We start from the raw sequence: 14,735 nt of genomic DNA on the forward strand, positions 1-14,735 counted from the left end.
ACAATCCTGATGCAAATCAGGCAAGAACTGGAAATTTGAATTATACCGTTTACCGCGCCTTAGTTGGAACAATTTGTTGTTGCTAAAGGTTGAGTGTTTTGCTCTAACCACTGTAAGGCCGAGCCGGAAACCAACGGTTTCAAGCGCTCATAGACCTGTTTATGGTAAGCATTTAACCAATCGATTTCCGCAGAATTTAATAGCGTGGTCTCAATGCAACGCACATCAATGGGACAAAGTGTTAGGCTCTCAAAAGCATAAAAATGACCAAAGTCGTTTTGCTCTTTTTCCACACAAGCGATCAGGTTTTCAATCCGTATCCCCCACTGTTGGGCACGATAAAGGCCGGGCTCATTAGAGGTTATCATACCGGGTTGCATCGGCACAGGAGTGGCATCAGCCCGGCGCCGCCAAGAAATGGATTGGGGACCCTCGTGAACATTCATAAAATAACCCACGCCATGACCTGTACCATGACCAAAATCCACCCCTGCCTGCCATAATGGCATCCGCGCGATCACATCAAGCTGCTGACCAGTAACCCCTTTGGCAAAAACGGCTTGGGATAAAGCAATCATCCCCTTTAACACTAAGGTGTAATCCCGCTTTTGTTCTGGAGTGGGCGTACCCACAGGCACAACACGCGTAATATCAGTTGTTCCCCCCAAGTACTGCCCCCCAGAGTCAATCAATAACAGACCATTCCCAGTGATCATGTCATGTGCTTGCTCTGTGGCTTGATAATGCGGCATAGCTGCATTTGCACCAAAAGCAGCAATCGTGCCAAAACTAGGGCTAACAAAATGTGGCTGTTGCGCACGTGCCGCTGTAATTTGTTCGTGGATTTCCGTTTCCGCTATAGGCCGCTGCTTGACGGTGTCCTCAAACCACGCAAAAAACGCACATAACGCAGCGCCATCATACGCCATCACCTGACGTACATGCTCAAGCTCAGCAGGGGTTTTACACGCTTTTATTCCAGTAGAAGGATTAGGCGCGAACACCCACTGCGTTTGGGCTGCATGCTGCAACACCCCTGCGGTGACAGTATTAGGATCAACTAATAAACGACTGTGCTCAGGTAAAGCGGCTAATGCTTGTGCTAGGTACGTATAAGGCTGAACATCAACCTGATGTTGATATAGATGCTGAGCTACTTTAGCAGACACTTTGGCCATATCAACAAATAGGGTCACAGCCTCTTCAGTAAATAACACATGGGCTAAAAAAACGGGGTTGTATTGCACATCCTGCCCACGTAAATTAAGTAACCACGCCACATCATCTAAGCTCGATAGCAAATGAGACTGCACCTGCTGCTCGGCCATTGCTTGACGCACTAGTTGAATATTTTGCTTTACATCACGTAGCGCAAACGGGGGCTCATGCACATAAATAGGAGCTTGGGGCAAGGCGGGACGATCCACCCAAATCGACGTCATTAAATCCCATTGCCCCTGTATGGATAACTGATGGGCTTGCGCCATATTTTGCCATTGGGCAAACTGGCTTTGTGGCATCACCTGACTATCTATGCCTATGACCTGCCCAGCTTGTGCCGTTTGCGCCACCCACTCCAGCATATCTGGGGTTTGTGGATCGCCCCAGGGCATCAAAATAAACGCCGTGCCCGCCAGATCTTGCTGCGCCTGTACCCAATAACGGCTATCTGTCCATAACCCTGCAAAATCCGCTGTAATCACCAACGACCCTGCCGAGCCAGTAAAGCCGCTTAACCATGCACGAGCTTGATAATATTCGGGCAGATATTCAGATAAGTGCGGATCTGAGCTTAATATTACATAGATATCAATTCCAGCTTGTTGCATAGCCTGACGCAACTGCTGAAGACGAGAATCATAAACCGACATTGACTACCCCAAAAGAAAACAGGCACGACCCAGCGTGCCTGTTTCATGATTATATTAACAATCTAGGCCACTGCAGACACATCTAAAGGGACACCCGTTTTGGATTGGATTTCCTCTAGCGTCACGCCATCGGCCAGCTCCAGTAATTTTAATCCATTCGGTGTGACCTCTATCACCCCTAGATCAGTAATAATTAAATCGACTACTCCCACCCCGGTTAAAGGTAAAGTACACTCGGGCAAGATTTTTAAGGATTCGGTACCGTCTTTAGCACGCGCCACGTGGTCCATTAAAATCACCACTCGCCCCACTCCAGCGACCAAATCCATGGCCCCGCCCATGCCTTTAACCATTTTGCCGGGGATCATCCAGTTCGCAAGGTCCCCTTTTTCAGAAACCTGCATCGCCCCCAAGATGGCTAGATTAATTTTACCACCTCGAATCATGCCGAAGGAGTCAGCCGAAGAAAAGAAAGACGAGCCTGGCAAGGTGGTAACAGTTTGCTTGCCTGCGTTGATTAGGTCTGCATCTACCTCGTCCTCGCGCGGAAAAGGCCCAATACCTAATAATCCGTTTTCGGATTGTAACCAGACCTGCATGCCCTCGGGCACGTGGTTAGCTACCATGGTCGGCATACCAATCCCCAGGTTAACGTAAAAACCATCTTGTAGTTCTTGTGCCGCACGGGCTGCCATTTGATCTCGAGTCCAAGCCATGATTACCTCCTATCGTGTGGTACGCTGCTCAATGCGTTTTTCTGGGTTTTCGTTCAAAACAATACGGTGAACAAAAATACCGGGTAAATGAATCTGATCGGGATCTAATTCGCCCACCTCCACGATTTTCTCTACTTCTACCACTGTCACCTTGCCAGCCTGCGCAATATTAGGGTTAAAGTTACGAGCCGTTTTACGGAAAATCAGGTTACCGCTACGATCGGCAATATGTGCTTTAACTAAAGAAACATCCGGCACAATAGCACGTTCCATGATGTATTGTTGACCATCAAATTCGCGCACCTCTTTGCCCTCTGCCACAATGGTTCCGACCCCAGTGGCCGTAAAAAAAGCAGGAATACCCGCTCCGCCAGCACGTAGGCGTTCGGCTAAGGTACCCTGAGGGGTAAACTCTAACTCAAGCTCGCCAGCAAGGTATTGCCGTTCAAACTCTTTGTTTTCCCCCACATAGGAAGAAATCATTTTTTTAATCTGGCGGGTTTCCAGCAATAAGCCTAAGCCAAACCCATCTACCCCAGCATTATTACTAACACACGTCAAATCTTTTACACCCGAATCACGCAGTGCCGCGATCAGAGCCTCTGGAATACCACATAGCCCAAAACCTCCAACCCCAATGGTTTGTCCATCTGCCACGAGGTCTTTGAGGGCCTCGGTCGCACTGGCATATACCTTATCCATAGTGACAGCTCCTATAAAAATTGACGTTAACGTAAAGTATACGTCATGAGTCATTATTGTTTTCTTATTTTGTTCCTGCTACAACAGAAGAGCAAAGACAACTGATTAGTTATAAGTATAGCGATCTCTCGTAGGTTTGAGTGGGGAAATAACAAGGGAATTCCCTCAATTTTCTATCCCTTAATCCGATCTGCCATACAATTAAGAGCATTCACTCCTTATGCAGCCTCATTGCCGCTGCCTAATCAACAACTATCACGGAGAAACTATCCATGTCTGAACGCGAATCGATGGAATACGATGTGGTCATCGTGGGGGCTGGGCCAGGGGGGCTTGCTACCGCCATACGTCTAAAGCAACTTGCCGCAGAGCAAAATCAAGAATTAAGCGTCTGTGTGCTAGAAAAAGGAGCAGAGGTAGGAGCCCATATTTTATCTGGCGCCGTCATGGACCCACGCGCTTTGACAGAACTTATCCCCGACTGGCAAGAGAAGAACGCACCGCTACACGTAGCGGTCACCGAAGATCAGTTTCTTTTCCTTAGCGAGGACAAGGCTCGTAGCACTCCCTTATGGATGTTACCGGACTGTTTTAAAAACGAAGGCAATTATGTGGTCCGCTTAGGCGAGGTTGCTCAATGGTTAGCAGAGCAAGCCGAGGCTCTAGAAGTCGACATTTTCCCAGGATTTGCTGCCGCTGAAGTGCTCTACACCGATGATGGCGCGGTACGAGGCATTGTCACGGGAGATATGGGGGTTGCCCGCGATGGCTCTCATAAGCCCGACTACCAGCCGGGTATGGAGCTTTTGGCTAAATACACTATTTTTGCAGAAGGCTCTCGCGGTCACTTAGGTCGGCAACTTATCGAAAAATACAAACTCGATGCAGGGAGAAACGCCCAAAGCTACGCCATTGGTATCAAAGAGCTCTGGGAAATTGATCCTTCACGCGCTCAACCCGGTTTAGTCATGCACACTGCCGGCTGGCCATTAGACCCCGACACCTATGGTGGCGCATTCTTATACCACTTAGATAACAACCTAGTAGCCGTAGGTTTAGTAGTGGGCTTGGATTATGCCAACCCGTGGTTATCCCCATTTGAAGAGTTTCAGCGTTATAAAACTCACCCCGCCATTCGCCCCACGTTTGAGGGCGCCAAACGGATCGCTTACGGTGCCCGCTCTTTAACCGCGGGTGGGCTATTGGCTTTGCCTAAGTTCGTATTTCCAGGTGGCGCTATGGTTGGCTGTGAAGCTGGGTTTTTAAATGCTTCCCGCATTAAGGGGAGCCACGCTGCGATTAAAAGCGGCATGTTAGCAGCAGAAGCCGCCTTTGAAGCGATCCGCTCTGGTCGCCAACAGGATGAGCTCAATGCCTACCCCCATGCTTTTGAACGCTCTTGGCTATATGATGAATTAAACAAGGCTCGTAATTTTAAGCAGTGGTTCAAAAAAGGACGTACTGTTGGCACCTTAATGACAGGTATAGAGCAATTGATTTTTAAAGGTAAAATGCCTTGGTCACTTAAAAACACCAAGCCTGACTATGCTTACCTACAGCCTGCGGCTATGTGTGCCCCCATCGATTATCCTAAACCCGACGGCGTCTTAACCTTTGACCGGCTGAGCTCCGTTTATTTGTCCAACACGAACCACGAAGAAGATGAACCTATCCATCTTACCCTTAAAGACTCCAGTGTTCCGGTACGTGTTAACTTAGCTGAATACGCCGGCCCAGAAAGCCGTTATTGTCCTGCCGGTGTCTATGAGTTCATTAAAGACGATACTGGTGCCGACCAGCTACAAATCAATGCACAGAACTGCGTGCATTGCAAAACCTGTGATATCAAAGACCCTACTCAGAATATTGTGTGGATATCCCCTCAGGGAGGGGAAGGTCCTGTCTACTCAGGTATGTAAATAACTCACTTCCTGCCCCACTTCATAGTGGGGTTTTTTCTTCTCCATTATCTAATGGCTGCAAAAAAACAACATCACTTTTTGATACCATTCACATTATTTTGTTGCAACCTTCCTAATTCTTACCCCATAACCATTTTTATATCTATGAAATCGTGATTTTTATTAAAAAAATACCTATAGCAATCTATCTCTGCTAAAAACCATTTTTTAATATGATCCCCATGCCATCTTAAACCACTGTGCTCTTATACAGCGCGGGCTTTTACGGTTTACCTTCCTTAACAGCTTAGGTAAACTTCTAGCTTGATGTTGTTCAATTTGCTAGATTTCAGGGGATAGTTACCCGATTTTGTCATCATCTCCTGTTATCTTAGTTGTGATCTCACCCACATTAGCAAGCCATAACAAATAACAAATTATGTCCTCATTATCACGTTTACTCTCGCCCGCGCGTATTGGGATCGCATGTGCTATAGCATTTTTAACTGGTTGTGCCACAACCCAAGGCCCCGACACCGCCGATGCTCAAGCTCTTCTTGATCAACTCAACCAAGAATACGCCTACGAAACCCAATCCGACCCGCTCGGCGCTTACCTCGCTAACCGTGGTAAAACCGATGTCATCACCACCTATAGTGCTCATACTGCTGCCGATCACAGCCCCAAAGGCAATCACGGTCTTGCATCTACCGCATTAAATTATTTAGGTGTGAAATACCGTTTTGGTGGCAGCGCCCCATCCAGTGGTTTTGATTGCAGCGGTTTGGTCAGCTATGTAGCAGAAAAATCCTTAGGTTTGAAACTTCCTCGCCGCTCGGCCGAAATGGCACGTCTTGGTCAAAGCATCAAACGCCATGAGCTACAAAAAGGAGATTTGGTCTTTTTCAATACCAGTGGCCAACGTTTCTCCCATGTTGGTATATATTTAGGCGACAACAAGTTTGTACATGCTCCCAGCACCGGCTCCGTAGTTCGTATCGAGGACATGAATATCAATTACTGGAAAAAACGCTATAACGGCGCTCGTCGCTTAGCCAGCGCAAAATAATAAAAAAGCCGCTCAAATTTGAGCGGCTTTTTTTATGATTTGAGCTTACTGTTTATAGGGACAATCCTCACAGAATCCCTCTTGAGTTAATGCTGCCTTTACACTGCATATAGACCGACGACACGCAACCACCTTTACCCCACCCCGTTGAGCCGCAGATCGAAATGCCTTCATCACATTATGTCCAAGAAAATCAGTCAACAAAATCAATAGCTCTGTACCCGAGGGCAAAGCCAAGTTTTTTTTCTGGTGTGAGGGTTCTCTGCCGCTAATATGTTGTTTTATTTTTATGTTATGTGTATTTAACAACGCTGGAATATTCCCCAGACGATCTGCTCCTACAATAACAGCACTGATACGTTGTGACATAACAAAGTCTCCACTGGTTGATTTCAACTAAATGATAATCATTCTCATTTAGATTGTCAAACGATCTTATACGAATAAGCGTAGACCAAATCAGCATAAAAAAGCACAGCGCTGATTGGGCTGTGCTCTAAATTGTTATTAATTATTTTCGTTAAGCGCGGCTTCAATCACATCGCGCCCTAAGTCTGGGTTAAGCATTTCCAGCAATACATACAAATAATCGCGGATAAACATGCCCTCTTTAACGGCGACTCTTGTCTGATGTGTACCAAACAAGTGGCCAGCCGGCAGCCCCACCAAGCCTTTATCACGGCGCGGGTCAAATGCCATTCCAGCAATAATACCAATACCCAACCCCACATCAACATATGTTTTGATCACATCCGCATCAATGGCTTCTAATACAATGTCCGGGGTTAGGCCCTCGTTAGCAAACGCCTCATCAATCGCCGTTCTACCGGAAAAAGCATGGTCATAGGTAACAATGGGGTATTTAGCCAGCTCGGTTAGGCTTAATGCTTCGGCACGATTAGAAGGCAAGTCAGCTAAAGGATGATCTGGTCGCACCACCACCGTATGCTGCCAAGAATAGACAGGTAACGTGATCAGACCTGGGGTTTGAGATAAGGTTTCCGTCGCAATAGCTAGATCCGCTTTTTCATGCAAAACCATTTGTGCTAGAACCGGGGGACTACCCTCGGCTAAGGACATATGAACTTTAGGGAAACGCTCTCGAAACGCCGGAATGACTTTGGGCAATAAATAACGCGCTTGCGCATGGGTACAGCCAATAACTAAAGCGCCTTCGTCATGGCGCGCAAAATCATCACTCACACGACGCAAGTTATCCACTTCGCGCATAATACGATCAATGACTTCAGCCACAGCTGCCCCAGGCTTAGTCAAGCCTTTAAGACGTTTACCATGGCGCTCAAAAATTTGTATCCCTAACTCATCCTCTAGCTCGATAATGGCTTTAGAGACACCAGGCTGAGAGGTAAACAACGATCGAGCGGCATCGGTTAAATTAAAGTTTTGCCGAATGGTTTCGCGCACAAAGCGAAATTGCTGTAGATTCATATCAAATCCCCCTAGTTATCATCTTATTATATAGAATATAGATATAAAACTTTATGCAATTTAGCTATATGCTTACTGTTTTTTTAACTAGATTTCACTGTATTTTTAGGTGCTTTTATTCGTAAACGTAACCAAAACATCCACAGCATAAAACCAAAAAATACCGCATGCACGCCTAGCCCACCAAGCCACATATCGAGCACCCCATTCGCAATCCAGCCTCGGGATAAATTGATCAGATTCATATACAACAGACCAATCAGCCCAGCAAATAATACATCACCCGATTTACCTAAACGTGGATTAACCGCGCCTAGCGGTATAGCTAACAAACATAAGTTTAAAATAGCCAACGGCATCGCTAAACGCCACATAATCTGTGCCCGAGCTTTATCTGTTTGATCCTGTATTAACTGCTCGGTTGGTCGACCTTTGATCTGTTGTTCTGCTTTAGCGCGAATGGCATCGGGGTGGCTTTGATCGTCTTTGCTTTCCAAGCGTACCCCATAGTTCTCAAAATGCACGAGCCGTAATTGTGCATCGTCGGGACGCACATCATAACGCTGACCTTGACTTAACACCAAAAACCGATCTTCATTGGCTTGTGTTTCTACATGCGCGCTATCTGCGGTGATAACACTCACCCAACCATTTTCATCGATGACTCGAGCCACGACTTTGCCGAGCTCATCATCGGCAGACTCAGGGGACTCGGTAAAAAACACCCGTTGCCCATTTTCAGTTTCAATAAACTGCCCGACGGTAACCTTGCTTAAGTCGGAACGTAACTCATAGCGTTGTCTATACTCTGACATTTGACGATATGCCCAAGGTGAGGCATAAAATGTCAGCAACAAAATAAGCAACGCCACCGGCACCACACAAAATAAAACCGGACGCACCCAATCCCGCAGAGATAAGCCACTAGTAAACCACACCACCATCTCCGATTCTCGATAGCTGCGGGTGACCGTGCTTAGCACTGCAATGAATAAAGAAACCGTTAAAATAACCGGTAAAGCCGTTAAACTCGAAAAGACGGCTAAGCTCAATACAACCTCGGGCCCGATGCTTCCACCTGCGGCCTCGCCCAATAAGCGCACGAGCAATACACTTAGCCATACAATAAGCAGTGTAGACAAAACAACCCCAGCATGACTGAGTATTTCAGAAATAACGGTGCGTTTAAATAAAGACATATATGAGACAATAGACAGGTATCGTGGCAATTCGCCAATTTTTTAGGGAATGATTATGGAATTTAGCACACAAACAACAACAGATTTAGCCCAAATTCAAACAGAAGCCCTGGCGGTAGGTGTATTTAAAGAGCAAAAATTAAGCCCAGCCGCCGAGCAAATCGACCAAGCCAGCGCAGGGGCACTGCGTGAAGTACTCGCTCATGAATTCAAAGCCGATGCTAAAACCCATTTGGTTTTACGCCAGTTGCCTGGTGTACAAGCCAAGCGTGTCGTTTTAATTGGCTTAGGAGAACAAAAAAAGTATAACGCCAAAGCGCATGCTGCTGCCGAAAACACCTTTGCCAACTATTGTAAATCGGCTTCGCTTACCGAGGCGGTCTCCACCCTTGCCAGCATTGATACAACAGACAACACCCTAACAGACCGCGCCCGAGCCGCGGCACAAGCTGTTGGGGCCGCTAACTACCACTACGATGCCACCTTATCAAAAAAGAACCAAAGCCAAGCTATTGCTCAGTTTTCGCTTTGGTGCGCGCCAACGCAGGCAGCCGAAGCACAAACCGGCCTGAGCCAAGGCCAAGCCATAGCGAATGGGGTGAGCCTCACTCGCCTATTGGCGGATCTACCACCCAATATCTGTACCCCCACCTATTTGGCCAATACCGCGAAAAAACTCGCCGATGAGTTTGACTCGATCAAAGTCGAAGTCTTAGAACGCAAACAGATAGAAGCCTTAAAAATGGGTGCTTTCTTATCGGTGGCTAAAGGCTCCGATGAACCCCCCGTTTTTATTGTGATAAAACACAGTCCAGCAAACAGCACCGATGAAGCCCCTTTGGTCTTAGTCGGCAAGGGCTTAACTTTTGATGCGGGCGGGATTTCCTTAAAACCTGCCGCCAACATGGACGAAATGAAATACGACATGGGGGGCGCAGCCAGTGTGTTGGGCTCCATGCGTGCTGTGGCCGAACTAGGACTCAACCGTGAAATCATTGGTATTATTGCGGCGTGCGAAAACCTACCTAGCGGCAAAGCCAACAAGCCCGGTGATGTCGTCACCTCCATGGCTGGCAAAACCATTGAGATTCTCAACACCGATGCCGAAGGACGTCTCGTACTATGTGATGCCTTAACCTATGCCGAGCGCTTTAAACCCGCTTCTGTGATCAATATTGCCACCTTGACCGGTGCTTGCGTTGTGGCTCTGGGCGATATCAATAGCGGTCTTTTCAGTAACGATGATGCGCTTGCTGAACAGCTTAAAGAGGCAAGCCAGCAATCTAACGATAGCGTGTGGCAGCTACCTATTTCTGACGAGTACCAAGCCAAACTGAAATCTAATTTTGCTGATATTGCAAACATTGGCACCCCCGGTGCGGGTTCAATTACAGCGGCATGCTTTTTGGCTCGCTTTACCGAAAACTACGCTTGGGCGCATTTAGATATTGCTGGTACCGCTTGGAATAGTGGAGCAAACAAAGGCGCAACAGGCCGTCCTGTGCCCTTGCTTGTCCAGTACCTAATTAACCAAACCGTAAATGCTTAAACCATGACAACTCGCGTCGATTTTGCTTTCGGCGCGCCCAACCGTTTGCGCACCGCTTGCGATGTGGTGCGCAAACACTATTTAGCTGGGCGCAAACTGATTATCTACCATCCCGAACTACGCGAACTACAACGCTTTGATCGTATGTTGTGGGGGTTTGAGCCCACCGCCTTTATTCCCCATGTCTTTGTGGATGATCCTCTTGCCCCACAAACCCCTATTTGGTTAAGTACTCAACCGCCACAACCCCATCCACAAAGCCCTGCTGACGCAGCATGGCTACTGAATCTCGCTCCCTCTTGTCCGCCTCTACCTACGCCCTTTCAGCGTATATTAGAGATCGTTTCTGAAAATGAAAAAGACAGGCAAGCTGCACGGCAACGATGGCGTCAATATCAGCAGCTAAACTACGACGTACGCGGGCATAAGCTCAATTACTCATAGGCGACTTAGACTTGATTCGTCAGCTATTTGTCAGCTATTCTTTAGCTATTATCTATTTTGCGGTAAAGGAACGTTTATGAATACATCTCGTCCTGATCTTTCTCCCTCTAGCTTGGGTCAAACCCAACAGTTAGCTGTACGTCATCGCGTCTTACGCAATACCTACCTATTATTAGCGATCTCCATGATCCCTACCGTCTTAGGTGCCTGGCTAGGCCTAAAAACAGGTATTACCCAAGTCTTTGGCTCTAGCCCTGGCTTAAGCGCTATTGTCTTTTTAGCGGGTGCTTTTGGCATGATGTTTTTAATTGAACGCAATAAAAACCGTGCCACCGGTGTGGGGCTACTTTTAGCATTTACCTTTTTTATGGGGATCATGCTCTCTCGCCTACTCGGGTTTGTGCTGGGTATGGGCAATGGCGGTCAACTCATTATGTTGGCCTTTGGTGGAACCGCCGCAGTATTTGGCACCATGTCAGTTATTGCTAGCACCACAAAACGTGATTTTAGCGGTATGCAAAAATTCCTGTTTATCGGTGCTGTTATTCTCATTGTGGCATCACTGGCCAATATCTTTTTACAGATCCCAGCCTTGATGCTCACCCTATCTGTGATGGCGATCGGTATTTTCTCTGCTTTTCTACTGGTCGATTTGCAGCGTATCATTAACGGTGGCGAAACCAACTACATTAGCGCCACCCTTGCCGTGTATCTCAGCCTTTATAATATTTTTAGTAACCTATTGATGTTATTAGGTGTGTTAGGCGGCGATCGCGACTAAATTTTCACTTCTCCATATCGCAGCATCACGCTGCGATATTTTTTATTTTAATCTTCCTGCCCGACTGTCTTGGTAAACCCGCCAAACCCCTTCAGCCGTCATCAGCGCCACCGCCGTCCAAATCGGAATATAGGTCCACCACTCTTGCGCAGCGATTGGCTCATCCAAAAGCAAAAAAGCCACCCAAAATAACAAGATCGGCTCTACATACCCTAATAAACCAAAAACCCCTAAAGGCAGCAAACGACTTGCGCTTAGATAGCCAACTAAAGCAATGGAGCTAATCAGACCAAATAATGGTACTTGCCAAAAAAAGCGCGGCTGCTCCAAAAATCGTTGTGCCAACGTCACTTCTTGAGACAACAATACATAGAATGCGGGAAGGAGTAGAAAGAGAAAATCAAACCAAAGCGAGGTTAAAGCCCCTATCCGCAAATAACGCCGCAACATAAAATACGGTGGATAACCAAATGCCACCAATGCCGTTGCCCACGAAAATGAGTACACACGCCAAAACTCATGCAATACCCCAGCAGCAGCACACGCCACCGCTAACCACTGCCATGCGCTTAGCTTTTCCTGATAAAAAATCCGTCCCACCAGCACCATAATCAAAGGCAATAGAAAATAGCCTAAAGAAACGTCCAACGCCTTTTGATGTAAGGGGGCCCAAACAAATAGCCACGTTTGTGTACCAAACAACACCGCGCTCAATAGCAGCCATAAAAAAAACCGAAAATCAGTAAGCACTTGGTGTGTGACTGCTTTGACCTCATCCCAGCGTTTTAGCTGTGTGATCACTAAAGCCAGCGCAGGAATCCCTAATACAATACGCCACGCAAAGACCTCCCCCCCTGTTAGCGGCTCAAGCACGGTGGCATAATAATAAATAACCGCAAACAAAAAAGAAGCGCTGACTGAAAAAGCAATACCCTGCCCCATAATGGCTCCGTCTACTTAAAAATTATCCTATCCACATCACGTGTTTTCTCTGCTTTCATAGCGTTTGGCCAAATTAAACAAACGCTCGCGCTTGAGTAACGCTGTCACTGAAAGCAATGGTTTATCCGGCGCCGTCACCGCAGCAGGCATAGCCTCCAACAGCTTACTCCAGTCCGCGCCCCCCTCATCCCACAGCACACATAAAAAACCATCTGGTTCCCAACGACTTAAGGCCAGCCGGCGTAATTCACTACGATTAAAATCTTTGCTATTACGCGTGAGCACATGCACATAACGCGTTTTAAAACGAGCTTGTGCTGCACGTGCCGCTGCAATCACATGCCAATCTTTAGGGTCACTATATTGCAACCCCAGCTCCCACGCCTTCACTATGCCTTGATCCGCAAGCGGATACTGATGCTCCCACTCATCCCAATCCAACGCTAGTTGCTCAACCGGTACTGACCATAGGCGTGAAGCATTACGTAACCACTCATCTCGAATTTTGGCGCTCCAAATTGGCTGATATAACCCCTGCTCAGCAAGAGCAAAACACAGATAACGCAATACATTTGAAATCAATATGCATGTATCTAGCACCACCATCCCATGCAAAGGACTAACCGCGCCCATATTCTTGTAACTCCATTAGCACAGTGCGCGTACGCAAGGGTCTACCCAGCAGATAATCAATCCGTTCGCGTAAGCGTTGTCGAAGCACGGGCTCCTGCTCCAGATCGAAAAAATCCGGCATGGCTTCATCAAGCCCATAGCCGGTTTCTTGTAAAAGCACCCACTCAAACTCGCGTAAAATCGTCGCAGCGGTAAGTTGCCCCTGAGCCAACTGTGTTAGCGCTTGTCGATACTGATCAAACAAGTTTGGGTGGGGGTCTTCTTTGGGTAAAAGGCGTAATATAAGCTCATTCATATACCACGCTGACATCAACGCGCGCCCCGATATAGGGTGTAAGCCAGCTAATTCGGCTCGCGTTAGGGTTTTTACCTCGTTACTACCGCTCCAAGACAAAAGCAGTGGTTGAAAATTTAATAATACTGGCTTTAGCGCCGAATAAGGTCTCTTAGCACCTTTAGCCACCAGTGATACGATCCCATAATCACGACTGAACATTTGAGCAATGAGCGAGCTTTCTTTCCAGGGCGTCGCATGTAAAAGATAACTGGCGGCTTCGTTAACTCGCTGCCTTTTACTCATGCCCTAGTTCACGTAGAGTTGCCTCTCGCTCTGTCCAGCCTCTGCGTACTTTGACATAGACATCCAAAAACACCGGTTTGTCTAAAAGGTTTTTAATATCTTGACGTGCCTCCGAAGCAATACGCTTCATGTGCATCCCATTTGCGCCTAGCAAAATAGGACGGTGGCTTTCACGCTCTACTAACACACAGGCCGAAATCCGCGCCCCCTGCTCATTTTCCTCCCACTGTTCGATCATCACCGCGCAGCCATAAGGCAACTCATCGCCCACTAAACGGAAGATTTTCTCACGCAATAGCTCGGCGGCAATAAAACGCATGGACCGATCTGTAATCATGTCCTCTTCGAACATGGGCTCATTCTCGGGTAGGTATTTAGCCACCTCATCTAGCAAAGCATCTAACTGGATATGCCGCTCTGCACTAATAGGTATCACCGCCGCATAGGGGTATTTTTCTGCGCATTGCGCAATATAAGGTAATAAGTCAGTTTTATTTTTCAGCAGGTCTACCTTATTGATCACGAGTATCACGTTGGCATCTTTAGGAAAAAGCGGGAGCAGCTGTTCGTCACCCGCGTTCCATTTACCGGCCTCGACCACATGTAGCACCACATCCACATCGGTTAAAGACTGGGTCACCACTCGATTCATCATGCGGTTCATCAACCCGCCATGGCGCGTCTGAAAACCCGGTGTGTCAACAAAAACAAACTGCTCGTTTTCTCGTGTTAATACACTATTAATCCGATGTCGTGTCGTCTGCGCTTTGCGTGACACAATAGAAATTTTAGCGCCAACCAAGGCGTTGGTTAACGTAGATTTTCCCACATTCGGACGCCCGACAATGGTCACAAATCCACATTTATAATCAGTAGTAAAAGTCATAGTAATTAAATGA

15 protein-coding genes are annotated in these 14,735 nt (G+C 47.2%); 5 read left to right on the forward strand and 10 right to left on the reverse strand.

Annotated features, from left to right (window positions below):
* Positions 1-59: 59 nt before the first annotated feature.
* From ABD980_RS03235 to ABD980_RS03245, 3 genes are all read right to left on the reverse strand, one after another.
* Positions 60-1,871 (reverse strand): aminopeptidase P family protein, encoded by a 1,812-nt coding sequence (locus ABD980_RS03235; protein ID WP_345369550.1) that lies wholly within the window; start codon positions 1,869-1,871, stop codon positions 60-62.
* Positions 1,872-1,933: 62 nt separating this feature from the next.
* Entirely contained in the window at positions 1,934-2,587 is a 654-nt protein-coding gene (locus ABD980_RS03240) for a 3-oxoacid CoA-transferase subunit B (protein ID WP_300647543.1), read from the reverse strand.
* A gap of 9 nt (positions 2,588-2,596) precedes the next feature.
* On the reverse strand, positions 2,597-3,289 hold the full coding sequence (locus ABD980_RS03245; RefSeq protein ID WP_260650869.1) for a CoA transferase subunit A: 693 nt from the start codon (positions 3,287-3,289) through the stop codon (positions 2,597-2,599).
* A gap of 272 nt (positions 3,290-3,561) precedes the next feature.
* On the opposite strand from ABD980_RS03245, the gene ABD980_RS03250 reads away from it, so the two are divergent.
* Positions 3,562-5,208 carry an electron transfer flavoprotein-ubiquinone oxidoreductase gene (locus ABD980_RS03250; protein ID WP_345369553.1) on the forward strand — a complete coding sequence of 549 codons (1,647 nt, stop codon included), beginning with the start codon at positions 3,562-3,564 and terminating at the stop codon, positions 5,206-5,208.
* Positions 5,209-5,629: 421 nt separating this feature from the next.
* Entirely contained in the window at positions 5,630-6,259 is a 630-nt protein-coding gene (locus ABD980_RS03255; protein WP_345369555.1) for a C40 family peptidase, read from the forward strand.
* A gap of 45 nt (positions 6,260-6,304) precedes the next feature.
* Here ABD980_RS03255 and ABD980_RS03260 read toward each other — a convergent pair whose 3' ends face one another.
* The 3 genes from ABD980_RS03260 to lptF all read right to left on the reverse strand — a co-directional run bounded on the left by ABD980_RS03260 (position 6,305) and on the right by lptF (position 8,907).
* On the reverse strand, positions 6,305-6,628 hold the full coding sequence (locus ABD980_RS03260) for a DUF2325 domain-containing protein (protein WP_345369556.1): 324 nt from the start codon (positions 6,626-6,628) through the stop codon (positions 6,305-6,307).
* A gap of 138 nt (positions 6,629-6,766) precedes the next feature.
* Complete coding sequence (locus tag ABD980_RS03265) at positions 6,767-7,708, reverse strand: CysB family HTH-type transcriptional regulator (RefSeq protein WP_300647546.1); 942 nt, start codon at positions 7,706-7,708, stop codon at positions 6,767-6,769.
* A gap of 83 nt (positions 7,709-7,791) precedes the next feature.
* Complete coding sequence (lptF, locus tag ABD980_RS03270; RefSeq protein ID WP_345369558.1) at positions 7,792-8,907, reverse strand: LPS export ABC transporter permease LptF; 1,116 nt, start codon at positions 8,905-8,907, stop codon at positions 7,792-7,794.
* Positions 8,908-8,962: 55 nt separating this feature from the next.
* Between lptF and ABD980_RS03275 the strand changes: the two genes are divergently transcribed.
* The 3 genes from ABD980_RS03275 (at position 8,963) to ABD980_RS03285 (ending at position 11,681) form a co-directional block, all read left to right on the forward strand.
* A complete protein-coding gene (locus tag ABD980_RS03275; RefSeq protein WP_345369560.1) occupies positions 8,963-10,456 on the forward strand; it encodes a leucyl aminopeptidase in 1,494 nt (497 codons plus the stop codon).
* Between the two features lie 3 nt (positions 10,457-10,459).
* Positions 10,460-10,900: a DNA polymerase III subunit chi gene (locus ABD980_RS03280; RefSeq protein ID WP_300647549.1), complete on the forward strand. Its 441-nt coding sequence runs from the start codon at positions 10,460-10,462 to the stop codon at positions 10,898-10,900.
* A gap of 76 nt (positions 10,901-10,976) precedes the next feature.
* Positions 10,977-11,681, forward strand: a complete 705-nt coding sequence (locus tag ABD980_RS03285; RefSeq protein ID WP_260649785.1) for a Bax inhibitor-1/YccA family protein — start codon at positions 10,977-10,979, stop codon at positions 11,679-11,681.
* A 42-nt stretch (positions 11,682-11,723) separates the two neighbouring features.
* On the opposite strand, the gene rarD is transcribed toward ABD980_RS03285, so the two are convergent.
* The 4 genes from rarD to era are packed head-to-tail and all read right to left on the reverse strand — an operon-like array spanning position 11,724 to position 14,722.
* Entirely contained in the window at positions 11,724-12,623 is a 900-nt protein-coding gene (rarD, locus tag ABD980_RS03290) for an EamA family transporter RarD (RefSeq protein WP_260649786.1), read from the reverse strand.
* A gap of 36 nt (positions 12,624-12,659) precedes the next feature.
* A complete protein-coding gene (locus ABD980_RS03295) occupies positions 12,660-13,256 on the reverse strand; it encodes a PIN domain-containing protein (protein WP_345369564.1) in 597 nt (198 codons plus the stop codon).
* Positions 13,243-13,836: a DNA repair protein RecO gene (gene recO / locus ABD980_RS03300; protein WP_260649790.1), complete on the reverse strand. Its 594-nt coding sequence runs from the start codon at positions 13,834-13,836 to the stop codon at positions 13,243-13,245. Before recO ends, ABD980_RS03295 begins: the two co-directional genes overlap by 14 nt.
* Entirely contained in the window at positions 13,829-14,722 is an 894-nt protein-coding gene (era, locus tag ABD980_RS03305; RefSeq protein ID WP_300647999.1) for a GTPase Era, read from the reverse strand. Before era ends, recO begins: the two co-directional genes overlap by 8 nt.
* Between the last annotated feature and the right edge of the window lie 13 nt (positions 14,723-14,735).

This window comes from Paenalcaligenes hermetiae, assembly GCF_039543645.1.
GTDB lineage: Bacteria > Pseudomonadota > Gammaproteobacteria > Burkholderiales > Burkholderiaceae_B > Paenalcaligenes > Paenalcaligenes hermetiae.